This window comes from Streptomyces sp. NPDC026417 (genome assembly GCF_055567695.1).
Genome location: NZ_JBVHPY010000012.1, coordinates 103,163 through 126,082 on the forward strand (window position 1 = coordinate 103,163; position 22,920 = coordinate 126,082).

Below are 22,920 nucleotides of genomic sequence, written 5' to 3' on the forward strand. Positions count from 1 at the left end.
GGAGCGCCGGAGCGGGCGTCCAGCCGGAGAACGTCCGGATCCGGCACGGTCGTTCACCCGGGACGGCGAACCCGTGTCGCCCGTCTTGTCCCGCACTCCCCCGCGCCCCTACAGTCCCTCGCAGCGGCAACTGGGAGCGCTCCCACGCCACTTGAGCCCGACACGGGCGTCCGCGGTCCGACACGGGCCCCGAGTACGGCCGCGGGCGTCGGCATCCGCACCTCCCACTCCCCCAAGGAGCCCGGACGTGAAACGACGCAGAACCACTCTGCTCGCCGTGGCGGCACTCGTCGCGGCGGCCCTCGTCACCGTGCCCGCCGGACCAGCCGGAGCCGACGAGATCGAGCAGGTGAAGAACGGCACCTTCGACACCTCCAGTGCTCCGTGGTGGACCACGAACAACGTCACGGCGGCGCTGTCCGAGGGGCGGTTGTGCGCGGACGTGCCCGGTGGCACGGCCAACCGCTGGGACGCGGCGATCGGCCAGAACGACATCACGCTGGTGAAGGGCGAGACGTACCGGCTCCGTTTCGCCGCGTCCGGTTCGCCCGGGGGGCATCCGCTGCGGGCCGTCGTGGGACTGTCGGTCTCCCCGTACGACACCTACTTCGAGGCCTCTCCGGCGATGAGCGTCGCGGGCGACACCTACACCTACACGTTCACCGCCCCGGTCGACACCACGCAGGGCCAGGTCGGCTTCCAGCTCGGGGGCGGCGCCGACCCCTGGCACTTCTGCATGGACGACGTGTCGCTCCTGGGCGGAGTCCCGCCGGAGGTCTACGAGCCCGACACCGGGCCGCGCGTGCGGGTCAACCAGGTCGCCTACCTGCCCGCGGGCCCGAAGAACGCCACGCTGGTCACCGAGTCCACCGAACGGATGCCCTGGCAGCTCAAGAACGCCGACGGCCGGACGGTGGCCCGGGGCCGTACGGTGCCGCGGGGCACCGACGCGTCCTCCGGCCAGAACGTCCAGTCCATCGACTTCGGCGCGTACCGCAAGCGGGGCGCCGACTTCACCCTGGTCGCCGACGGGGAGACCAGCCGTCCCTTCGACATCGGCGCGGGCGCCTACGAGGACCTGCGCGCCGACGCGCTGAAGTACTACTACACCCAGCGCAGCGGCATCGAGATCCTCGGCTCGCTGCGACCCGGTTACGCCCGCCCGGCCGGCCACGTCGACGTCGCGCCCAACCGGGGCGACGCACACGTGCCGTGCCAGCCGGGGCTGTGCGACTACACGCTCGACGTCACCGGCGGCTGGTACGACGCGGGCGACCACGGCAAGTACGTCATCAACGGCGGCATCGCCACCTGGGAGCTGCTCAGCACGTACGAGCGCTCGCTGCTGGCCCGCACCGGAAGCCCCGCCGGGCTGGGTGACGGCACACTGGACATCCCCGAGAGCGGCAACCGGGTGCCCGACATCCTCGACGAGGCGCGCTGGGAGCTGGAGTTCCTGCTGAAGATGCAGGTCCCCGCGGGTGAGCCGCTCGCAGGCATGGCGCACGGCAAGATCCACGACGAGCAGTGGACGGGACTGCCGCTGCTGCCGAGCCAGGACCCGCAGAAGCGCGAACTGCACCGGCCCACCACGCAGGCCACGCTGAACCTCGCCGCCACGGCCGCGCAGGCGGCCCGCCTCTACCGGCCCTACGACCGCGCATTCGCGGCCGAGGCGCTCAAGGCCGCCCGGACCGCCTGGGCTGCCGCGCTGGCCCACCCCGAGGTGTATCCGTCCGAGACGGACGGCACCGGCGGCGGCGCCTACTACGACGCCGACGCGAGCGACGAGTTCTACTGGGCGGCGGCCGAGCTGTATCTCACCACGGGTGGCAAGGAGTTCGCCGACCACGTCCTCGGCTCGCCGCTCCACACGGCCGACGTCTTCGGCCCCCTCGGCTTCGACTGGTCGAGGACGGCGGTCCCCGCCCGGCTCGACCTCGCGACCGTGCCGAGCAGGCTGCCCGGCCGCGACCGGGTCAGGCGGTCCGTGACCGAGGCGGCCGACGGCTACCTGGCCACGCTGGACGCCCAGCCGTACGGGATGCCGTACGCCCCCGAGGGCAACAGGTACGACTGGGGCTCCAGCAGCCAGGTGCTGAACAATGCGGTGGTCGTCGCCACGGCGTACGACATCACCGGACGCGGCAGGTACCGCGACGGCGCGGTGCAGAGCATGGACTACCTCCTCGGCCGGAACGCCCTGAACCAGTCGTACGTCACGGGATACGGCGAGGTCGCCGCACGCAACCAGCACAGTCGCTGGTACGCGCACGAGCTCGACCCCGGTCTGCCGAACCCGCCGAAGGGCACCCTCGCCGGAGGTCCCAACTCCAGCCTCCAGGACCCCTATGCGCAGGAGAAGCTCAGGGGCTGCGTCGGCCAGTTCTGCTACATCGACGACATCCAGTCCTGGTCGACCAACGAGACGGCGGTGAACTGGAACGCGGCGCTGGCCTGGATGGCGTCGTTCGTGGCGGACCAGGGTTAGGGAGCGTCCGCACCGCCGCCCCGGCCCGTCATCGCCGGGGCGGCAGCCGGTGGAGAGCGACGTCCGACAGGACCCCGTCGGCCACCTGCGCGGTCATGTACGTGCAGTACGGCTGACGGCGGCGGTCGGTCGGGGAGCCCGGGTTGAGCAGGCGCAGCCCGGTCCCCGCCGTCGTGTCCCAGGGGATGTGGCTGTGGCCGAAGACGAGGACGTCGAGTCCGGGGAAGCGGTCCGCGCACCGGCGCTCGCGCCCCTGGGCGGCGCCGGTCTCGTGGACGACTCCGAAGCGCAGGCCGCCCAGTTCGACGCGGGCGACCTCGGGGAGGCGGGCGCGCAGCTCCGGGCCGTCGTTGTTGCCGTACACGCCGACCAGTGCCCGCGAGCGGGCCTCCAGCAGGTCGAGGGTGGCGACGTCCACCCAGTCCCCCGCGTGGATCACCACGTCGGCGCGGGGGATCTCGGCCAGCAGCGGGGCGGGAAGTTCCTTGGCCCGCTTGGGCAGGTGGGTGTCGGACATCAGCAGCAGGCGCACCCGTCCAGGGTGTCACCCCGGGGGCGGGGCCGCCTCACTCCAGGACGATCTCGCTCCACACCTGCTTGCCGCCGCTGACCGGGACCGTCCCCCAGGACGCGGACATGGCCTCGACGAGGAGCATGCCGCGGCCTCCGGTGGCCTCCCAGCCGATGCTCGTCGGCTTGACGGGTGTGCGCGGCGAGTTGTCGGCGACGGTGATGCGGAGCCGGTTGTTGATCAGCATCAGGTCGAGCCGTACCGGCCCGTCGGTGTGGACGAGCGCGTTGGTGACCAGTTCGGACACGACCAGGAGGACCGCGTCCGCGTCGACGCCGACGCGCCACGCGCGCAGGGCGCGCCGGGTGAACCGGCGGGCGTGCCGGACGGCCTCGGGAACGCGCCAGACCGTCCAGCTCTCCCGCAGCGGGCGCACCGACATGCCGTCGTAGCGCAGCAGGAGCAGGGCCACGTCGTCGCTGCGGTTGGCGTCCGCGAGCAGGGCGTCGGCGACGAGTCCGAGGTGCTCGGGGTCGGACTCGGCGAGCTGGGCGGCGAGCCGGGCGATGCCGTCCTCGATGTCGAGCTCGGCGGACTCGACCAGGCCGTCCGTGGTCAGGGCCACCAGGGTGCCGGGCTGCAGACGCAGCGGGCTCATGGGGAAGTCGGCCTGCCGGACGACGCCGAGCGGCGGACCGCCCTCGGACTCGGCGATCTCCGTGCCGCCGTCGGGGTGCCGCAGTACGGGTGGCAGGTGTCCGGCGCGGACGAACCAGGCGGACCCCTCCTCCATGTCGACGTCGACGTAGCAGCAGGTGGCGAAGAGGTCGGTCTCCATGTCCATGAGGAGGCGGTTGGCGAGGGAGACCACGACGTCCGGGGGGTGCCCCTCGACGGCGTACGCGCGCAGGGCGGTGCGCATCTGGCCCATGAGTGTGGCGGCGCCGGCGTTGTGCCCCTGGACGTCGCCGATGACCAGGGCGACGTGGTTGTCGGGCAGCGGGATCACGTCGTACCAGTCGCCGCCCACCTCCAGGCCCGCCGTGGTGGGCAGATAGCGGGCGACGGCCACCGCGCCCGGCAGCCGGGGCAGTCTGCGGGGCAGCAGGGTGCGCTGGAGCATGCCGACGAGTTCGTGTTCGGCGTCGAAGGCGTGGGCGCGCATGAGGGCCTGCCCGGCGAGTCCCGCCGCGGCCGTGAGCAGGGCGCGTTCGTCGGGGCCGAAGTCGTGCGGGGCGTCCCAGCCGATCAGGCAGGCGCCGCCCATGCGTCCGCCGGCGGCCAGCGGCAGGACGGCGAGGCCACCGGGCCCGACGTCGGCGAGCGCGGGCTCCAGAGCGGTCCCGGCGGGCCAGATCGCGGCGCGTCCCTCGCGCAGGGCCGAGGCCAGGGTCGGCATGGTGCGCACCGGCGCGTCCGGCCACTCCGAGCGCCATTCGCTGCGCCACAGTTCGGGCCAGGCGTCCGGCTCGGGCGGATCCAGGACGGTGACGACGAGCCGGTCCCCCTCCAGTTCGGCGAGGGCGATCCGGTCGGCCTGGAGGGGCTTGCGCAGGGCGGTCACCACGGCGTGGCTGACGTCGCGGACCGTGCCGGCGGTGGCCAGGGCCGCGGCGAGGCGCTGCACGCGAGCCACGTCGTTGACCCCGGAGCGCAGTTTCGAGGCGTCCGCGACCGTGCCGAGCAGGCGGGCCGGCCGGCCGTCGCCGCCCGGCAGGAGCCGCCCGCGCAGGCGCAGCCATTTGGGTACGCCGGAGGGCTGGAGGATGCGGAACTCCAGCTCGCGGTCTCCGATGGACATGTGGTCGGCCTCCACGACCGACATCAGCGAGGGCAGGTCCTCGGGCACGGTCAGGGCCAGCAGGGTGTCGACGTTGCCGTCGAAGTCGTCGCGGCTGATGCCGAACAGTTCCAGCATCTCGTCGTCGATCTCGACGCGTCCGCTGTCCATGGCCAGGCTGAAGGAGCTGGCGGGCAGGTCGTCGGACCCGCCGGCCGGGGCGAGGACCGGGGAGGTGACGGCGTCGGCGAGCAGGGAGAGGCACTCGCGGTCCTCGCTGTCGAATCCGCCCTCGTGCTCGCTGACCGCGGCCAGGCAGCCGCCGTCGCGCAGCGGGAGGACGGCCAGGGAGAACTCCTGGGACGGCAGCCGGCGGGCGTCGGCGCAGCGGCCGAGATCCTCCGGGGTCAGCCAGCGGGGTCGTCCGGAGCGGTGCACGTCCGCGGCGGGGGTGGTGCCGGTGACGGGATAGCTGTCGCGCAGCCCGTACAGGGTCCGGGGCACCCCGGCGGACTCGATCAGGCACAGCTCGGCGCCGCCCTCGCCCGGTACGTACACGGCGGCCAGGGTGACGCCTGCGAAGACGAGCGCCTGTTCGAGGATCCGGCGCAGCCGTTCGCGGGAGTCGAGGTCCGCGGTGAGCGTCTTGAGGGCAAGTTCGGCGCGCGACGATCTCGTTCTGCGTCCCGCAGCGCCCTCACTGACCACGTCCGTCATTACAGCGCTTCCGGGACGCTCGCGCAGCCCCTGCGACGGTTCCGGAGCCGCCGGACCCGGGGTCGGCACCGCCGTTCGGACCGCGTCCGGACACGACGTCGCGCGGCGGTGCCCGCCGCCCTCGTACAGGCGTGCGTTCCCGTCGGGCGCACACGGGCCTCCCGGCCGCTCCGGTCCGCTCCGGGGTGTCCACCGAGGGCCGTCACGGGTCCGCCGGACGGGGCACGGGTTCCGCTCGCCGTGCGCGATACGTCCGCGCGAGAGAGCCTTGACCCCTGGGACCCGTCGCGGCCATGCGAGGAGGTGGTCGGCGTGTCCGACTGGCAGGCGTCCGGCCAGGCACCGGCCGCCCCCCGGGCACCGGTCGGCCGGCCGCTGCTCTCCCTCACGCTGGCCACGATCATGGACGACGTGCAGGCCCATTCGGGCGCGGTGTACCTCCTCGCTCCCGACGAACCGGTTCTGGAGATGGCCGTGATGGCCGGGCTGCCCCGGGCGTTCGCCGCGCCCTGGGAGCGGGTGGGCGTCAACGCGCCGATCCCGGTCGCCGACGCCCTGCGGCGACGGCGGCTGATCTGGGTCAGCGGCGAGGAGGAGATGGCGCGCTGCTATCCCCGTATCGCCGTGGTGCTGCCCTACCCCTTCGCGCTGGCTGCGGTCCCCGTGGCGACCCCGAACACCGCCTACGGCGCGATGTTCGTGACCTGGCCGGGTACGCACCCGCCGGAGCTGTCCGACCGGGAGCGGTCCCATCTCATCGCGGCCGGCGACCGGCTCGCGCTGCGGCTGGAACGGGCGGTGAAACAGAACCGGCCCGTCTCCTCGGAGCCCGATCTGCCCGCACCGGCGGCCGAGCTGACCGGCAGCCTCGGCACGGTCGAGGCGGCACGGATGGTGGAGCGGCTGCCGTACGGGCTGTGCGCGCTGGACCTGCACGGGCGTGTCAGCTTCGCGAACCAGGCGACGGCCGATCTGCTGGGCGTCGCCGTCAAGGACCTGATGGGCGCCCAGCCGTGGGTGTCCGTGCCCTGGCTCAACGACCCCGTCTACGAGGACCGCTACCGCGCGGCCCTGATGAGCCAGGACGTCACGTCGTTCGTGGCGCTGCGCCCGCCCGGCGAGTGGCTGTCGTTCCGCCTCTATCCGAGCACCAGCGGGCTGAGTGTCCGCATCGCGCGGGCGCGGGCGGTGTCCGAGATGAACCGGGTGCAGCCCCGGCGCACGGACGGCAGCCCCCGGCTGGTCACCATCTCCCACATCCTGAGCCTGGCCAGCGCGCTCACCGAGGCGGTGAGCGTCCAGGACGTGGTCCAGCTGGTCGCCGAGGAGATCGCGCCCGCCGTCGGCAGCAAGGCACTGGTCGTCCTGGGAACCCGGGGCGGGCGCATGCACGTGCTCGGCCATCACGGGTACGCGCAGGCCGGTGTCGTCTCACGCTTCGACGGGCTGCCGCTGAGCGCGCACACCCCCGGGACCCAGGCGCTCACCAGCGGGGTGCCGGCGTTCTTCGAGTCCCAGGCGCAGCTCGAGCACATCTACCCGTCCCGGAACACCACGCCCGACGGCATGGCCGCGTGGGCGTATCTGCCGCTGGTCGCCTCCGGACGCCCCGTCGGCACCTGCGTGCTGGCCTACGCGGAGCCCCACCTCTTCCCGGCCGACGAGCGGGCCGTGCTGACCAGCCTGGGCGGGCTCGTCGCGCAGGCGCTGGAGCGGGCCCTGCTCTACGACGCCAAGCACCAGCTGGCCCACGGCCTGCAGGCGGCGCTGCTCCCGCACTCCCTGCCCGCCCTGCCCGGGATCGAGGCGGCGGCCCGCTATCTGCCCGCCACCCTGGGCATGGACATCGGCGGGGACTTCTACGACCTGGTGCCGACCGGCAGGCGGGCCGCCGCGGTGATGGGGGACGTCCAGGGCCACAACGTGACGGCGGCCGGCCTGATGGGACAGATCCGTACCGCCGTACGGGCCTACACGACCGTGGGGCAGCCGCCCGGCGAGGTCATGCGGAGCACGAACCGGCTGCTGATGGATCTCGGCACCGAACTGCTCGCCAGCTGTCTCTACCTGCGCCTCGACCCGGCTCGCGGGCGGGCGGTGATGGCACGGGCGGGACACCCTCCGCCGCTGCTGCGCACCCCCGACGGCCGGGTCAGGGTCCTGGACCTGGCCGGGGGCCCGCTGCTCGGGGTCGACGCGGCCGCGACGTACCCGACGACCGAGGTGGACCTGCCCGCCGGCTCCGTGCTCGCCCTCTACACCGACGGGCTCGTGGAGTCGCCCGGCGTGGACATCGAGGACGCCCTGACCGAGCTGGGCGGGCGGCTCGCCGAGCTCGGGGACCAGCCGCTGGACGCGCTGGCCGACGCCCTCGTCCGGCACAACGAGACGGCGCGGGAACGGCCGGACGACGTCGCGTTGCTGCTTCTGCGGTCGCTCGCCTGACGGGCCGGACCGGAACGCGGGGCGGTCCGGCCCTCCCGCCGGAGAGCCGGACCGTTCCACCGCCCGGACGAACCGCTTTTGCGTCCGGTACGGCGGGCTTGTGTCCCCGCGGGACCGCTGACCGGGGCGGCTTCCTCACCCGTGGGTCACCGGCCGGGGTCGGCCGGGGTCAGTGACCCCCGGTCAGTCCGGAGCCGTCGTCCACTCCGCCGTCGGCCGGGTCCGAGGGGTCGGCTGCCTCGCCGGCGCCGCCCTGCTCGTCCTCGGCGCCGCCGGCCGCTTCCTCGCCGCCGCCGGCCTGGCCCTCCTCGCCGGCCTGGTCGCCGGCCCCGGCCTCGTCGCCCGCTCCGGCCTCGTCGCCCGCTCCGGCGCCGCCGTCCCCGGCACCCGCGTCCCCGGCGCCGAGCGTCGCGCCGACCGCCTCCAGCGCGGTGGTCACCGGCTGGAAGAACGTCTCACCGCCGTTGGTGCAGTCGCCGCTGCCGCCCGAGGTCAGACCGATCGCGCTGCCGTCCTGGGTGAACAGGGAACCGCCGCTGTCCCCCGGCTCGGCGCAGACGTCGGTCTGGATGAGACCGGTGACCGTGCCCTCCGGGTAGTTCACGGTGGCGTCGAGTCCGGTGACACTGCCGTCGTTCAGGCCCGTCGTGCTGCCCATGCGGAGGACCTGCTGGCCGACGGCCGCCTCGGCCGCCTGGGTGATCTCGACGGTCTGGCCGTCGCCGACGTCGACAGTGCTGGCGGCCTGGGTGGCGGCGTCGTTGTACTTGACGAGCGCGAAGTCGCCCGCGCCGGGGAAGGTGGCCTGGTCGACGGTGGCGATCGGGGCACCGTCCTGCGCGTCCGACCACTCGGCGGCCGCGACCCCGCAGTGCCCCGCCGTCAGGAACGCCGGACTGCCGTCCCCCGCGGTGACGTTGAAGCCCAGGGAGCAGCGGGCCCCGCCGCCGAAGATGGCGTCGCCGCCCTCCACGAAGGTCTTGAAGGTGCCGGAGGACCTCTTGACGGTGGCCACGTCCGAGCCGAGGGACTTGACGGTCGACGTCAGCCGGTTCCACTTGGCGCCGGTGACGGTGCTGTCCGCGGTGACCCGGATCTCGTTGGTCTTCGGGTCGACGGACCAGGCGGTGCCCGGGATCGTCGCGTCCGTGCGCAGCGTTCTGGCCGCGGCCTTGAGCGTGGCGGTGCTGTTGTCCACCTCGTTCGGGACGGCACCCGCCTTGCGGATCTCGTTGACGACGTCGCTGTCGTTGCCGACGACGTTGATGATGATCTGCTGCTTGCCCACGTCGTAGTACGACCCGGCGAAGGCCTCACCCAGTCGGGAGGCGAGCTGCGAGGCCACCTCGGAGGCGTCGGCCGCCTTGAACGTCCGGGGGGGCGGCGTCCGGCGTGTCCGTCTGGGATGCCATGGCGTTGGGCAGCACGAGGGCCGCCGCTCCGAGCGCCACCACGCTTCCTGCCGCGATCGCGGCCTTGCGCTTGGGTATGCGTTTGTGACTCAACTCTCGACCTCCTGAGGGGCGGGGTCCGAGCCGCCGTCCGGCAGCTGACTGGGGGCGCCTGGCTGGCAGTTGGTACGGATGAGCCGACGGGGGCGTTCAACACGGGGAAGAATCACCGCATGACGCTGACACTCGCCGAAGCCGACCGGATCCTCGCCGACAACTTCGCCCCCTGGGTCCTCGACCTGGGCTTGTCCGTACGGGAGTTGGGCGCGGACCGGGCCGTTCTGCGGCTTCCGTGGTCCGCCCGGCTGGCCCGCACGGGCGGCTCCCTGTCCGGTCAGGCGCTGATGGCCGCCGCCGACACGGCGACGGTGATCGCGGTGTCGGCGGCGCGCGGCGGCTTCGTTCCGATGACGACCGTGCAGCAGTCCACGAGTTTCCAACGGGCCGTCACGGACGCGAACGTGTCGGTGGCGGCGGTCCTCACCAAACTGGGCCGCCGGACCGCCTTCGCCGACATCGTCATGACGGCCGAGGGGTCGGACGACGTCGTGGCGCGGGCGAGCACGGTGTACGCACTCCTCGGCTGACCCGGCCCGTCCGGAGCCGGGCGGCGGCACCCCGTCCCGCACCGTACGGAGTCGAATGGTGACGCTCCGTCCGAAACCGGGAGCGGAATCCCGGCTTCAGCGAATCTGCACATCGACTGCGCAACGAGGGCACCGGGCACGGCGGATCTGCACATGCGGCCGCCGTGCCCCGCGCCGTCGGGTCCGGACTGTCCCTTTCGGGTCCCGGACGGCCGGGGGTCGCGTGAACCGATGCCGCGCAGTCTGTGAAGAAGTCGCTGCCGGACCGTGCCCACTCCTGCACGGTTGCGTCGCCGCGGGGCTCAAGTGCCCTGGTCGGAGCATGGATTGATTGGAAGCCCCGCGCGCCACCGTGCTTTGATCCGTGGCACCGCGGTTCGCACGGTGGTTCCCGGAAACGGGTGCCGCAAGCCCGCGGTCGCGGCCGACCATCTGTCCCCAGAGGGGGCCGCTCCCCCCTTATGAATACCCATACGAAGGGAAGTTCCATCATGAACTCCACCCCCCAGGTTGCGACCGTCGAGATCTCCGACGCCGAGCTCGACAACGTTGCGGGCGGCCTCTCCGTCCAGGCCGTCGGCACCGTCACGGACCTCGTGGACTCGGTTGCTCCGGTCTCCGGCCTCGTGGGCACCGTCGTCGGCACCGTCGAGGGCGTGACCGGCCTGAACACCGCCCCGGTCACCGGCCTGGTCGCCGGTCTCTGATCGCATCACGTGCCGTCGAGTCCCGGAACCACTCCCCGGTTCCGGGGCTCTCGGGCGCCCTGAATCTCTCGGACAGGTGAGGGAAGACCCGTGCAGTTCCGCCAACAGGCCCTCGCCAAACTGCAGTCACCGGAGGAACTCGACCTCCCGGTGCGTTTCGCCCGTCCCCAGGGCTGGCTCGTCCTGTCCGTGACGGTGATCGTCATGGCGGCCGCCTCGGTCTGGGCCGTGACGGGCACCGTGGCGTCCACGGTCGGCGCGCCCGCCGTCCTCACGCACGGGGAGGGCAGCTACCTCCTGCAGAGCCCGGTCGCGGGCCAGGTCACCGCGATCCTCGCCAAGGAGGGCCGACGGCTCCCCGCCCACGCCCCCGTCCTCGAAGTACGTACGGCACAGGGCGAGAAGACGATCGTCCGCACCGTCGCCGCCGGCCGCATCACCGCGCTGGCCGCCACCATCGGGGCGATCATCACGACCGGGGCGAACATCGCGGCCGTCGAGAAGGTCGCCCGGGCCGACGACCCGCTGTACGCGACGGTGTACGTCCCGGCGGAGAACGCCACGGGCATCCCGGTGAACGCGGCGGTGGACCTGACCGTCCAGTCGGTGCCGACCCAGCAGTACGGCGTGCTGCGCGGCCATGTGAAGGCCGTCGACCGGACCGCGCAGACCCGGCAGCAGATCACCGCGTACCTCGGTGACAGCCAACTCGGCGAGCAGTTCTCCAAGAAGGGCCGGCCGGTGGCCGTCCTGGTCCGGCTGGACCGGTCGTCCGGCACGAAGAGCGGCTACCGGTGGTCGTCCGCCGAAGGACCGCCCTACGCGCTCGACTCCATGACGCTGGCCACGGGTTCGATCCACCTGGCCGATCAGCGCCCGATCGATTGGCTCCTGCCGTGACCGCACCCCAGGACACCCTGCCGCCGCCCGTCCGGGGCAGACGCCGTGCCGCACCACCGCGGCGCACACTCCCCAAGGGCGGGCAGAAGACCGTCCGTACCCCCACCGTCCTCCAGATGGAGGCCGTGGAGTGCGGCGCCGCCTCCCTCGCCATGGTGCTGGGCCACTACGGACGGCACATCCCGCTGGAGGAGCTGCGCATCGCCTGCGGCGTCTCCCGGGACGGCTCACGGGCCAGCAACCTGCTGAAGGCGGCGCGCAGTTACGGGCTGACGGCCAAGGGCATGCAGATGGACACGGCCGCGCTGGCCGAGGTGCGCGCCCCCGCGATCCTGTTCTGGGAGTTCAACCACTACGTCGTGTACGACGGGATGGGGCGCCGCTTCGGGCGGCGGGGCGTGCACGTCAACGACCCCGCGAAGGGCCGCCGCTTCGTCCCGATGGAGGACTTCGACAGCAGCTTCACCGGCGTGGTCCTCGTCATGGAGCCGGGTGACGACTTCCACAGGGGCGGTCGCAGACCGGGCGTACTGGGGGCGATGCCGGCCCGGCTGCGCGGGACGTCCGGCACCATGCCCGCGGCCGTGCTGTCGAGTCTGCTGCTGGTGGCGGTCGGCGCGGCGGTGCCCGCGCTCAGCCGCACCTACATCGACATGTTCCTGATTGGCGGTCAGACCTCCCTGCTGGGCGTGCTGTTCACCGCGATGGGCGCCTCCGTGCTGCTCACGGTGGTGCTCACCTGGCTGCAGCAGGCGAACCTGCTGCGCGGTCGCCTCATCTCCTCCACCCTGAGCAGCGCCCGCTTCCTGCGGCACCTGCTGCGGTTGCCGGTCACTTTCTTCTCCCAGCGCAGCCCCGCCGACCTGGTCCAGCGGCTGCAGTCGAACGACGCGGTGGCCGAGACGCTGGCCCGCGACCTCGCGGCGGCCGGAGTCGACGCGGTCGTGGTGGTCCTGTACGCCGTACTGCTCTACACCTACGACCCCCAGCTGACCGCCGTCGGCATCGGCGTCGCGCTGCTGAACGTGGTGGCGATGCGGGTGGTGATCCGGCTGCGGGCGACCCGGACCGCGAAGCTGCGGGCGGACAGCGCCCGGCTGACCAACACCTCTTACACCGGGCTGCAGTTGATCGAGACGATGAAGGCGACGGGTGGGGAGGACGGCTACTTCCGCAAGTGGGCGGGGCAGCACGCCACCACGCTGGAGGAGCAGCAGCGGCTCGGCGTGCCGAGCGCCTGGCTGGGGATCGTCGCGCCCACGCTGGCGACGCTGAACAGCGCGCTGATCCTGTGGATCGGCGGCCTGCGTGCCGTGGAGGGCCACATCTCGGTGGGCCTCCTGGTCGCCTTCCAGGCACTGGTGACCCGCTTCACCGCCCCGATCACCCGGCTCAACGGCGTGGCGTGCCGGATCCAGGACTTCGCCGCCGACGTGGCGCGGCTCAAGGACGTGGAGAACTTCCAGGCCGATCCGCTCTACGCCCGCAGCGGTACCGGCGAGTCCACCCGCCGCCTGCACGGCCACGTCGAGCTGGAGAACATCACGTTCGGCTACAGCCCGCTCGACAAGCCGCTGCTCAGCGACTTCTCGCTCACGGTGGGGCCGGGACAGCAGGTCGCGCTGGTGGGCGGCTCCGGCAGCGGCAAGTCCACGGTGTCCCGGCTGATCTCGGGTCTGTACGCACCCTGGGAGGGCACGATCCGCATCGACGGCCGGCGGCTGGAGGACATCCCGCGGGGCGCGCTCGCCGCCTCCGTCTCCTTCGTCGACCAGGACGTCTTCCTCTTCGAGGGGTCCGTGCGCGACAACGTGGCGCTGTGGGACCCCTCGATCCCGGACGAGGCGGTGACCGCGGCACTCCAGGACGCGGCCCTGTACGACGTGGTCGTGCGCAGGCCGGGCGGCATCCACAGCCGGGTCGAGCAGGACGGGCGGAACTTCTCCGGGGGCCAGCGGCAGCGGCTGGAGATCGCCCGGGCGCTGGTGCGCAGGCCCAGCATCCTGGTGCTCGACGAGGTGACCAGCGCGCTGGACGCGGAGACCGAGCAGGTCGTCATGGACAACCTCCGCAGGCGCGGCTGCGCCTGCGTGGTGATCGCGCACCGGCTGAGCACGGTGCGCGACAGCGACGAGATCGTGGTGCTGCAGCACGGCAGCGTCGTGGAACGGGGGCGTCACGACGTCCTGGTGGCGGCCGGCGGCCCCTACGCCGAGCTGGTCAGGGAGCGGTGACATGACGACGGTTCACGACGGGGACCTCGTCCTCGGGGCGCTCGGCGGCATGGGCACGCCCTTCGACTGCGCCGGGTTCAACCGCCTGGACCTGGAGGGCCCGCAGGTGCTGTGGCTCGTCGCGGAGGGCGCCATGGACCTGTTCGCGGTGGACGCCGCGCACGAGGGCCACTGGCACCATCTCGGGCGGCTGGAGGCGGGGTCGCTGCTGCTCGGCCCGGTCGCCGGACCCCAGCACACCCTGGTGGGCCGGCCGGTGCGCGGCTGCGTGGTGCGCCGCATCGGACTGCGCGAGCTGTACCAGCAGGCCCCCACGGAGACCTGGTCGTACGACGCGTACGGCAATCCGCAGTACGTGCCGCCGACGTCGAGCCCGCTGGAGTACGCCCTCGCCCTCGGCGTGGGCCGCAGCCTCTCCATCCTGTTCCAGGCCCCGACGGCCACGGAGAACCAGGCCGCGCCGACCGACGACGACGTCTTCTGGATGCAGGTGCCGCCCGGGAGCGTCCAGTACGGCTCGCTGTACGGCGCCGAGGCGGCGGCCGACCTGCTGATGGACCCCGCTGTCTGGCAGGGCATGGTCGACCGGCAGTACCGCCTTCTCGCCACGCTCGACCGGTGGATCGAGCAGTTGGAGGAGCACCACGAGCACCGGACCGCGGCCGGCATCAAGGCGGGCGAGGCCGTCCGCGCCCAGGCCGACCGCACCCTGCTGGCGTCGATCGGGAGGCCCGCGGCCAAGCGGCCGACCGCCGCCGACGCGGACGCCACGTACGCGGCCTGCCGCCTCGTCGCCGCGGCGGCCGGGATCACCCTGGCGCAGCCCGCGCAGAGCGGCGTCGAGAGCGAGCGGCTGGACGCGGTGGAGCGCATCGCCCTGGCTTCCCGGGTGCGCGCCAGGGCGGTCCGGCTCGACGGGCGCTGGTGGCACGACGACGTGGGTCCGCTGGTGGGTCACCGTGCCGTGTCGGGTGCGCCGGTGGCGCTGCTGTGGCGGCGTGGCGGATATGTGGCGGTGCACCCCTCCTCGGGCCGCGAGACTCCCGTGGAGAAGGCCAATGCGGCGGAGTTCGAGCCGCGGGCCGTCATGTTCTACCGGCCGCTGCCGGAGCGCCGGCTGAGTCCTCTGCGGCTGATGCGGTTCTGCCTGCGCGGCACGGGCGGTGATCTGCGCAACCTGGCGATCAGCGGTCTGGTGACGGTGGCGATCGGGGCGCTGGTGCCGATCGCCACCGGCCAGGTGCTCGGCGAGTACGTGCCCAAGGCCCAGCACGGCCTCATCGTGCAGGTCTGTCTGGCCGTCATGGTGAGCAGCGTGGTGTCGGCGGCGTTCATGCTGCTGCAGAACCTCACCATCCTGCGGATGGAGGGGCGGATCGAGGCCACGCTGCAACCGGCGGTGTGGGACAGGCTGTTGCGGCTGCCGACGAAGTTCTTCACCTCGCGCTCGACGGGTGAGCTCGCGAGCGCCGCGATGGGCATCAGCGCGATCCGCAGGCTGCTGGCGGGTGTGGGCCCGACGGTGGCGCAGGCGGGCACCGTGGGCGCGATGAACCTGGGCCTGCTGCTCTGGTACAGCGTCCCGATGGCGCTGGCCGCGATCGGCATGCTCGTGGTGATCGCCGCCGTGTTCCTCGGGCTCGGGCTGTGGCAGGTGCGCTGGCAGCGCCGCCTGGTGGTGCTGAGCAACAAGCTGAACAACCAGGCCTTCCAGACCCTGCGCGGCCTGCCGAAACTGCGGGTCGCCGCGGCGGAGAACTACGCGTACGCCGCCTGGGCGGGCGAGTTCGCGCGGAGCCGTGAACTGCAGCAGAAGGTCGGCCGCATCAAGAACCTCACGACGGTGCTCGGCGCGGTGTACCTGCCGCTGTGCTCCCTGGTGATGTTCATGCTGCTGGCTGGTCCGGCGCGCGGCTCGCTCTCGGCCGCCGAGTTCCTCACCTTCAACACCTCGGTGACCATGGTGCTGACCTCGGTCACGCAGCTGACCAGTGCCTTCGTCTCGGCGGCGGCCGCGCTGCCGATGTTCGAGGAGATCAGGCCGGTGCTGGACGCCACCCCCGAGGTGCGCACGGCGGCCACCCGCCCGGGAGTGCTGTCCGGCGCCATCGAGGCGCGCGGGCTCTCCTTCCGGTACACCGACGACGGTCCGCTCGTCCTCGACGGGGTGTCCTTCGACATCCGGCCGGGCGAGTTCGTGGCGATCGTCGGCCCGAGCGGCTGCGGCAAGTCGACCCTGCTCCGGCTGCTGATCGGCTTCGACAAGCCGGTCACGGGGAGCGTGCTGTACGACGGGCAGGACCTGGCGGCCCTCGACCAGTCCGCGGTGCGCCGCCAGTGCGGGGTCGTGCTCCAGCACGCCCAGCCCTTCACCGGGTCGATCCTGGACTGCATCTGCGGAACCGAGCCGTACACGCCGGAGGAGGCGATGGAGGCGGCCGAGATGGCGGGTCTCGCCGAGGACATCCGGCGGATGCCGATGGGGCTGCACACCATCGTGTCGGGCAGCGGGGCGGTCTCGGGCGGCCAGCGGCAGCGCCTGATGATCGCGCAGGCCCTGATCCGGCGTCCGCGCATCCTGTTCTTCGACGAGGCGACCAGCGCCCTGGACAACGAGACGCAGCGCACCGTCATCGAGAGCACCCGGGCGCTCGCCGCCACCCGCGTGGTGATCGCCCACCGGCTGTCCACCGTGATGGACGCGGACCGGGTCATCGTGATGGAGGACGGCCGCGTGGCCCAGCAGGGGCCGCCGGCGCAGCTCCTCGCGGACACCGGCGGCCGACTGCACGAACTGGTGCGACGCCAGATGCGGTGAGCGCCGTGAGCAGCACCGAGGCCGGGGTCCCGTGACGGGGCCCCGGCCTTTCGTGACGGCCCGCTCGCCCCCACCGCAGGCTCCGGGCCTGAGTGACGACCACCGCACTAGCGAAACTTTGCCGTTTCGATCGGGGTGGTCTAACCTCGAAGTGTACGAAACCGTTTCGTTTACGTACTCGTCACACGGCGCAACTTCCCTGGAGCGTTCTCCGATGTCCCCGACCTTGACCCACGGCACCCCCACGGGCGTGCATGATGCACCCGCGGCGCACCCGGCGAAGCGGTGGTGGATCCTCGCGATCGTCGGTATCGCGCAGCTGATGGTGGTCCTCGACGCCACCATCGTGAACATCGCCCTGCCCTCCGCCCAGGCGGATCTCGGCTTCTCCGACGGCAACCGGCAGTGGATCGTCACCGCCTACTCGCTGGCGTTCGCCTCCCTCCTGCTGCTCGGCGGCCGGATAGCCGACCTCTTCGGGCGCAAGCCGGCCTTCCTCGTCGGCGTCGCCGGCTTCGCCGGGGCCTCCGTGCTGGGCGGCGCCTCGACCAGCTTCGGCATGCTGGTCATGGCCCGCGCCCTGCAGGGTGTCTTCGGTGCGCTGCTCGCCCCCGCCGCGCTCTCCCTGCTGAACACGACCTTCACCGAGGCGAAGGACCGCGCCAAGGCGTTCAGCGTGTACGGCGCGATCGCGGGCGCCGGAGGAGCGGTCGGCCTGCTGCTCGGCGGCGTGCTGACCGACGCGCTCGACTGGCGCTGGACCCTGTACGTCAACCTGGTCTTCGCCGTCGTCGCCTTCGCGGGCGGCTGGGTGCTGCTGGGCAACCACCGCGACGCCGCGAACTCCAGGCTGGACCTGCCCGGCACGCTGCTGGTGTCCTCCGGACTCTTCGCCGTGGTCTACGGCTTCTCCAACGCCGAGACGCACGACTGGGGTTCGCCCGCCACCTGGGGCTTCCTGGCGGCCGGAGCGCTCCTGCTGACCGCGTTCGGCTGGTGGCAGACCCGCGCCGAGCACCCGCTGCTGCCGATGCGCGTCCTGCTCGACCGCAATCGCGCCGCCTCCTTCGTCGCCGTGCTCATCACCGGCGCGGGCATGTTCGGCGTCTTCCTCTTCCTCACCTACTACCTGCAGCTGAACCTCGGCTTCAGCCCCACCAGGACCGGCGTCGCCTTCCTGCCGATGGTCGCCGCCATGATGGTCATGGCCCAGCTCTCCACCACCGTCCTGGTGCCGCGCATCGGACCGAAGGCCGTCATCCCGGCGGGCTTCGCGATCGCCGCGGCCGGCATGGCGTGGCTGACGAACATCTCGGTCGCCTCCGACTTCTCGACCGCCGTACTGCCGCAGCTGATCCTCATCGGCGCGGGTCTCGGCATCGTGATGCCGCCGGCGATGGCCCTCGCCACCAGCGGGGTGGCGGCCGAGGACGCGGGCGTCGCCTCCGCCACCGTCAACACCATGCAGCAGGTGGGCGGTTCGATCGGCACGGCCCTGCTGAACACCCTGGCCGCGAGCGCCGCGACCGGCTATCTGGCCGGCCGGGACGCGACCGACCCGCTCGTCCGGGCACAGTCGACGATCGAGAGCTACACCACCGCCTTCTGGTGGTCGGCCGGCTTCTTCGTCGCGGGCACGGTGATCGCCTTCCTGCTCTACCGCCGCGGAACGCAGGAGCCGGACCCGGACGCCGCCCCGGTCGTCCACATGTGAGCCCCGCCGGACCGCGGCCGCCGGTCCGCAGACCCGCTCACCCCCCAGCCGAGGGGCCGCCGTCCGCAGGGAGACGGCGGCCCCTCGTCCGTGCCCGGTGGCGCGCGGTGGCGGCGGCGATGCGCGCCTGCTGGGCCAGTTCGTTCTGCGGCAGCGCCGGCCGGTAGACGACGAGCGCGCCCGGCTGCTTGGCCAGCCTCAACTCCGCCGGAGCGGACGCCACTTCACCGTCGTAGGCGAGCGGGCCCGCGCCCTCCAGACCCGCCAGCTCCACCCGCGGCACGGTCTCGGCGCTGTACACGCGGGAGCGGCCCAGCGCTCCGGCGAGCGCGGAGAGGATGACCCTCGTGCGCGCGAGGCGGTGACCGCCGTCGACCATCCGCAGGTCGAGCAGCCCGTCGTCCAGGCGCGGCCGGTAGGAGGGAGCGAAGCCGTCCGGCAGGTAACGGCCGTTGCCCGCGAAGAGCAGCCAGAGCCGGCGGGGGCGTCCGCCGACCGTCACCTCGACGGGGGTGGACGTGCGCAGTACCCGGGCCAGCGCGACGGCGGCGGCCGGCCACTTGCCCCAGCGCCTCTCCAAGTGCTCGCGCAGGTGCACCAGTTCCGGGTAGAGCCCGATGCTGAAGGTGTTGAGGAACCGCACGTCCTCCCCCGTCGCCGCCGTCGCCACCCCGAGGTCCACGGCGACGGCCTCACCCCGCGCCACCGCGACCGCGGTGTCCTCGAACTCGGGGACGCCCACGTCGAGTGCGAAGTGGTTGAGGGTGCCGCCGGGGAACACCGCGAGGGCCAGTCCGTGCCGGGCGGCCGCCCGGGCCGCCGCGTTCACGCTGCCGTCGCCGCCGCACACCCCGAGCGCGCCGCCCGTCCGGGCGGCCCTGTCGACCGCCGCGCCGAGCAGCTCCGTGAAGTCGTCGTCGGGACCGCACTCGACGAGTTCCGCCCCGGGCAGCAGTCCTTTCAGGAGCTCCACGGCCGGGAGCTGGGCGGCGGACGCGCCCGGTCCCGCACCGCTGTTGACGAAGACGACCAGGCCCGCACCGCCGGGCAGGGCTGGCGCGTCGGCCGCGGGCCGCTCCCGCTCCGGCGCCGCGGCGCGCGGCGGCCACCACCGGCAGGTCAGCACGGCGGCCCCGGCCCCGATCGCGATACCGGCCAGCACGTCGCCCGGGTAGTGCACACCGACGTAGATCCGCGAGAAGGCGACCGCCGCGGCCAGGGGCGCGACCAGGACGCCGTAACGCGTCGACTCCAGCGCGACCCCGGTCGCGAACGCGGCCGCCGAGGCGGAGTGCCCGGAGGGGAAGGACGTGGTGTGCGGCTGGCGCCGCAGGTGCCGGACCGTCGGTACGTGGTCCAGGAGCGGGCGGGGACGCCGGGCGCCCCACTTGACGACGGTGTTCACGGTGAGCGAGGCCAGGGCCAGGGAGCCCACCCCGCGCAGGGCGGCCCGCCGGGCTCTGCGCCCGCCGATCGTGGCCAGCACGGCGGCGGCCCCCAGCCACAGCCGGCCGTGGTCGGCCGAGTGGCTGAGCCGGGTCACCACCGGATCGGCCCCGGGCAGCCGCGTACCGGCGACCCGTGTGAACAGCAGCTGGTCCCACTCGCCCAGAACACCCATGCTCCACCGTTACGGGATCCCGGCCCCCGCGGCATCCCGGGCGACTCGGACCGGTGACGGACCTGCTCCGGGCGGCCGCACCGTGCGGGACTCCACCGAGGCGTGCCGCACGGTTCGGGTACTCCACAGGGGCGTGCCTCGACGCCAGTCGGGTACTTCCCCGGGCATGCGACTGAGCGTGGTGGACGTGGGATCGAACACTGTCAGGCTGGTGGTGGCGGACGCCGAGGGCGGGGTGCCCCTGCCCGTGCACACGGCCAAGTGGCGGCTACGGCTGTCCGAACACGTGGAGCCGGACGGCCACATACCGGAGGAGTCGGTGCGGCAGCTGGTCCTCGCGGTGCGGGGAGCGACCAGGACCGCCGCCCGCTGGGGCGCCGCGAGCCCGCTGGCCTTCGCCACCGCCGTGGTCCGCGGCGCCCCCAACCGCGCGGAGGTCCTGCGGACCGTACGGGCGGAGACCGGGGTGCCCCTGTGCACCCTGCCGGGCGAGGTGGAGGGCGAGCTCACCTTCCTGGGGGCGCGAAGATGGATGGGGTGGCGGTCCGGGCCGCTCGCCCTGATGGACATCGGCGGCGGCTCACTGGAAGTCGCCTTCGGGCGGGGCCGGCTGCCGGACTTCGTCGCCTCGCTACCGCTCGGCGCCGGCCGGCTGACCCGGGAGTTCCTCCTGGACCAGGACCCGCCGGCCCCGGAAGCCCTGCGCGCCCTGCGCCGCAAGGTGCGTCATCAACTGCGGGACGTCGCGGCACGGATCCGCTGGGAGGGGCCCCGCACCGCCGTGGCCACCTCGCGGACGTTCCAGCAGCTGGCGCGGCTGTGCGGGACCGCACCCGGCCGCAACGGACCTTTCGTGGACCGGGAGTTGCACCGCAGGGAGCTGGCCGCGGCCATTCCCCGGCTGGCCGCCCTGCCGGTGGGCGAACGGGCGCGGCTGCCCGGCATCTCGGCGCCCCGGGCCGCGCAGAGCCTGGCCGGCGCCGTCGTCGGGCACACCACCATGAAGCTCACCGGTCTGAAGACGGTCAGCATCTGCCCCTGGGCGATCCGCGAGGGCGTACTGCTGCGGCACATCGAGGACGGCGGGTCCTGGTGGGCGGAGATGAGCGAACGCTGCGACGACATGCCGCCGCCGCCCACCGGCGCGGGCACCGTGCCGCTGCGCATCGCGGCGCAGGCCCGCTGATCCCCGCGGCCCCGGCCGGGCGACGGCTCCCGTCCGGGGTCCGCGCACCCGCGGGCGACCTACTCGGGCGGCGCCCCGAGCGGGTTCCCGGCCAGGGCCCGGGCCACTCCGTACAGGTTCGCCGCCATCGCCCGGCCGGTGCGGTGCGACCACTCCCGGCCCCGCTCCTCGTCCAGATAGTCCGGACCGGCGCCGGGACCCAGGTGCCAGTACGTCCACGCCTGTCCCGGGATCGTGTAGCCGATGTCGGCGAGGCCGCCCGAGATCTCGCTGATGACGTGGTGCGCACCGTCCTCGTTCCCGGTGACGACGACGCCCGCGACCCGGTTGTACGCCACCGGCCGCCCCTCGTCGTCGGTCTCGGACATCAGGGCGTCCATCCGTTCGAGCACCCGCTGGGCGACGGACGAGGGGCGGCCCAGCCAGGTCGGCGAGGCCATGATGAGGATTTCCGCCTCCAGCAGCTTCTCGTGGACGCCCGGCCAGGCGTCGCCCTCGCCGACGGCCTCGCTCGTCACGCCGGGCTGGATGTCCAGGTCGACGGCCCGGACGACCTCGACGGCGACCCCCTCCTTCACGAGCTGCCCGACGACCACTTCCGCCAGCGCCTCGGTGTTGGAGGGGGCCGGCGACTTCTTGAGCGTGCAGTTGATCACCAGTGCCTTCATGACGCCGCCGGGTACCCGGCTCGACCGCCTCCACACCACGGGTGACCTGCCGCGGGACGGGTACCCGGCGGACATGACTGAAGATCGCCCAGGACCGAAGCTGCCGTCCGGCCGGGGGCCCCTCTCCTCGGCCGTCATCGCCCACCTGACCGGGACGGGGCCGCTCCCGCTGCCCGAGGATGCCCGCGCGGCGTCGCCCTACGGCGACGACCTGCAGCTCGCCCTGTACTGCTGCTACGAGCTGCACTACCGCGGCTTCGCGGGAGTCGACCCGGACCTCGAATGGGACCCGGACCTGCTGCGGACCCGGGCGGCGCTGGAGGACCGCTTCCTGACCGCCCTGCGCGCGGACACCCCGGTGCACGACAGCGTCGAGGCGGCGGTGAAGGAGCTGCTGGTGGAACCGGCGGACGGCACCGGCGTCAGTCACCATCTCCGCGACGAGGGCGAGCTGTGGCAGATCCGCGAGTACGTCGCCCAGCGCTCGCTCTACCACCTCAAGGAGGCCGATCCCCACGCCTGGGTGCTGCCCCGGCTGTGGGGCCGGGCCAAGGCCGGGATGGCGGCCGTGGAGTTCGACGAGTACGGCGGCGGCCGTGCCGAGCGGGTGCACGCCCGGCTCTTCGCCGACATGATGGAGGACCTGGGACTCGACACGACGTACGGCCACTACCTGGACACGGCGTCCGCGCCGATGCTGGCCACCGTCAACATGATGTCCCTGTTCGGCCTGCACCGGACCCTGCGGGGCGCTCTGGTGGGGCACTTCGCGGCAGTCGAGATCACGTCGTCGCCCGGTTCCCACCGGCTGGCGGAGGCCATGCGGCGCACCGGCGCCGGCCCCGCCGCCGAGTTCTTCTACGACGAGCACGTCGAGGCCGACGCGGTGCACGAGCAGGTCGTACGCCACGACGTGATCGGCGGTCTGCTTGCGGAGGAGCCCGAGCTGGCGGCCGACGTCGTCTTCGGCATCGACGCCACGGAACATCTGGAGGACCGGCTGGGCCGGCATCTGCTCACGGAGTGGCGGGCCGGAAGGCCCACGGTGAGAGATACCCATATTTCATGATTCACCGGGTACTCGGCCCAC

General features: G+C 73.0%; 14 protein-coding genes and 1 pseudogene. 10 read left to right on the plus strand and 5 right to left on the minus strand.

The features are described 5' to 3' along the window. The first annotated feature begins 247 nt into the window (after positions 1-247). A complete protein-coding gene (locus tag ACZ4NT_RS20315) occupies positions 248-2,491 on the plus strand; it encodes a glycoside hydrolase family 9 protein (RefSeq protein WP_467726704.1) in 2,244 nt (747 codons plus the stop codon). A gap of 28 nt (positions 2,492-2,519) precedes the next feature. Here the strand turns inward: ACZ4NT_RS20315 and ACZ4NT_RS20320 are convergent, their stop codons facing one another. Beyond that, positions 2,520-3,023, minus strand: coding sequence for a metallophosphoesterase family protein (locus ACZ4NT_RS20320; protein WP_467726706.1), 504 nt, complete (start codon positions 3,021-3,023; stop codon positions 2,520-2,522). A 34-nt stretch (positions 3,024-3,057) separates the two neighbouring features. After that, positions 3,058-5,499: a SpoIIE family protein phosphatase gene (locus ACZ4NT_RS20325; RefSeq protein WP_467726707.1), complete on the minus strand. Its 2,442-nt coding sequence runs from the start codon at positions 5,497-5,499 to the stop codon at positions 3,058-3,060. A gap of 303 nt (positions 5,500-5,802) precedes the next feature. Between ACZ4NT_RS20325 and ACZ4NT_RS20330 the strand changes: the two genes are divergently transcribed. Beyond that, positions 5,803-7,944 carry a SpoIIE family protein phosphatase gene (locus ACZ4NT_RS20330; RefSeq protein ID WP_467726709.1) on the plus strand — a complete coding sequence of 714 codons (2,142 nt, stop codon included), beginning with the start codon at positions 5,803-5,805 and terminating at the stop codon, positions 7,942-7,944. Positions 7,945-8,113: 169 nt separating this feature from the next. On the opposite strand, the pseudogene ACZ4NT_RS20335 reads toward ACZ4NT_RS20330, so the two are convergent. Beyond that, a pseudogene (locus ACZ4NT_RS20335) lies at positions 8,114-9,449 on the minus strand (S1 family peptidase). 119 nt (positions 9,450-9,568) lie between these two features. Between ACZ4NT_RS20335 and ACZ4NT_RS20340 the strand changes: the two are divergent. The 6 genes from ACZ4NT_RS20340 to ACZ4NT_RS20365 all read left to right on the plus strand — a co-directional run bounded on the left by ACZ4NT_RS20340 (position 9,569) and on the right by ACZ4NT_RS20365 (position 18,355). Continuing rightward, positions 9,569-9,982 carry a PaaI family thioesterase gene (locus ACZ4NT_RS20340; protein WP_121407521.1) on the plus strand — a complete coding sequence of 138 codons (414 nt, stop codon included), beginning with the start codon at positions 9,569-9,571 and terminating at the stop codon, positions 9,980-9,982. A 491-nt stretch (positions 9,983-10,473) separates the two neighbouring features. Then, entirely contained in the window at positions 10,474-10,689 is a 216-nt protein-coding gene (locus ACZ4NT_RS20345) for a type A2 lantipeptide (RefSeq protein ID WP_121407520.1), read from the plus strand. Positions 10,690-10,779: 90 nt separating this feature from the next. Further along, positions 10,780-11,589, plus strand: a complete 810-nt coding sequence (locus ACZ4NT_RS20350) for a hypothetical protein (protein ID WP_467726712.1) — start codon at positions 10,780-10,782, stop codon at positions 11,587-11,589. Further along, positions 11,586-13,823 (plus strand): NHLP family bacteriocin export ABC transporter peptidase/permease/ATPase subunit, encoded by a 2,238-nt coding sequence (locus tag ACZ4NT_RS20355; RefSeq protein WP_467726714.1) that lies wholly within the window; start codon positions 11,586-11,588, stop codon positions 13,821-13,823. The genes ACZ4NT_RS20350 and ACZ4NT_RS20355 overlap by 4 nt, the downstream gene beginning before the upstream one ends. A gap of 1 nt (position 13,824) precedes the next feature. Continuing rightward, positions 13,825-16,641, plus strand: coding sequence for an NHLP bacteriocin export ABC transporter permease/ATPase subunit (locus ACZ4NT_RS20360; RefSeq protein ID WP_121407518.1), 2,817 nt, complete (start codon positions 13,825-13,827; stop codon positions 16,639-16,641). Positions 16,642-16,855: 214 nt separating this feature from the next. After that, positions 16,856-18,355 carry an MFS transporter gene (locus ACZ4NT_RS20365; RefSeq protein ID WP_467726716.1) on the plus strand — a complete coding sequence of 500 codons (1,500 nt, stop codon included), beginning with the start codon at positions 16,856-16,858 and terminating at the stop codon, positions 18,353-18,355. Between the two features lie 37 nt (positions 18,356-18,392). Here the strand turns inward: ACZ4NT_RS20365 and ACZ4NT_RS20370 are convergent, their stop codons facing one another. Then, positions 18,393-19,976: a bifunctional phosphatase PAP2/diacylglycerol kinase family protein gene (locus ACZ4NT_RS20370; RefSeq protein ID WP_121407516.1), complete on the minus strand. Its 1,584-nt coding sequence runs from the start codon at positions 19,974-19,976 to the stop codon at positions 18,393-18,395. A 166-nt stretch (positions 19,977-20,142) separates the two neighbouring features. Here ACZ4NT_RS20370 and ACZ4NT_RS20375 point away from each other — a divergent pair, with 166 nt between their 5' ends. Further along, on the plus strand, positions 20,143-21,162 hold the full coding sequence (locus ACZ4NT_RS20375) for a Ppx/GppA phosphatase family protein (protein ID WP_121407515.1): 1,020 nt from the start codon (positions 20,143-20,145) through the stop codon (positions 21,160-21,162). A 59-nt stretch (positions 21,163-21,221) separates the two neighbouring features. Here the strand turns inward: ACZ4NT_RS20375 and ACZ4NT_RS20380 are convergent, their stop codons facing one another. Then, a complete protein-coding gene (locus tag ACZ4NT_RS20380; protein ID WP_467726718.1) occupies positions 21,222-21,830 on the minus strand; it encodes a flavodoxin family protein in 609 nt (202 codons plus the stop codon). A 73-nt stretch (positions 21,831-21,903) separates the two neighbouring features. On the opposite strand from ACZ4NT_RS20380, the gene ACZ4NT_RS20385 reads away from it, so the two are divergent. Beyond that, positions 21,904-22,899 carry an iron-containing redox enzyme family protein gene (locus ACZ4NT_RS20385; RefSeq protein WP_121407616.1) on the plus strand — a complete coding sequence of 332 codons (996 nt, stop codon included), beginning with the start codon at positions 21,904-21,906 and terminating at the stop codon, positions 22,897-22,899. Positions 22,900-22,920 lie beyond the last annotated feature (21 nt).

Excerpts from the sequence above, each read along its gene's own strand:
- ACZ4NT_RS20325 (WP_467726707.1), bottom strand. The coding sequence starts at position 5,499 with ATGACGGACGTGGTCAGTGAGGGCGCTGCGGGACGCAGAACGAGATCG.
- ACZ4NT_RS20340 (WP_121407521.1), top strand. The coding sequence starts at position 9,569 with ATGACGCTGACACTCGCCGAAGCCGACCGGATCCTCGCCGACAACTTC.
- ACZ4NT_RS20345 (WP_121407520.1), top strand. The coding sequence starts at position 10,474 with ATGAACTCCACCCCCCAGGTTGCGACCGTCGAGATCTCCGACGCCGAG.
- ACZ4NT_RS20360 (WP_121407518.1), top strand. The coding sequence starts at position 13,825 with ATGACGACGGTTCACGACGGGGACCTCGTCCTCGGGGCGCTCGGCGGC.
- ACZ4NT_RS20365 (WP_467726716.1), top strand. The coding sequence starts at position 16,856 with ATGTCCCCGACCTTGACCCACGGCACCCCCACGGGCGTGCATGATGCA.
- ACZ4NT_RS20370 (WP_121407516.1), bottom strand. The coding sequence starts at position 19,976 with ATGGGTGTTCTGGGCGAGTGGGACCAGCTGCTGTTCACACGGGTCGCC.
- ACZ4NT_RS20375 (WP_121407515.1), top strand. The coding sequence starts at position 20,143 with ATGCGACTGAGCGTGGTGGACGTGGGATCGAACACTGTCAGGCTGGTG.
- ACZ4NT_RS20380 (WP_467726718.1), bottom strand. The coding sequence starts at position 21,830 with ATGAAGGCACTGGTGATCAACTGCACGCTCAAGAAGTCGCCGGCCCCC.
- ACZ4NT_RS20385 (WP_121407616.1), top strand. The coding sequence starts at position 21,904 with ATGACTGAAGATCGCCCAGGACCGAAGCTGCCGTCCGGCCGGGGGCCC.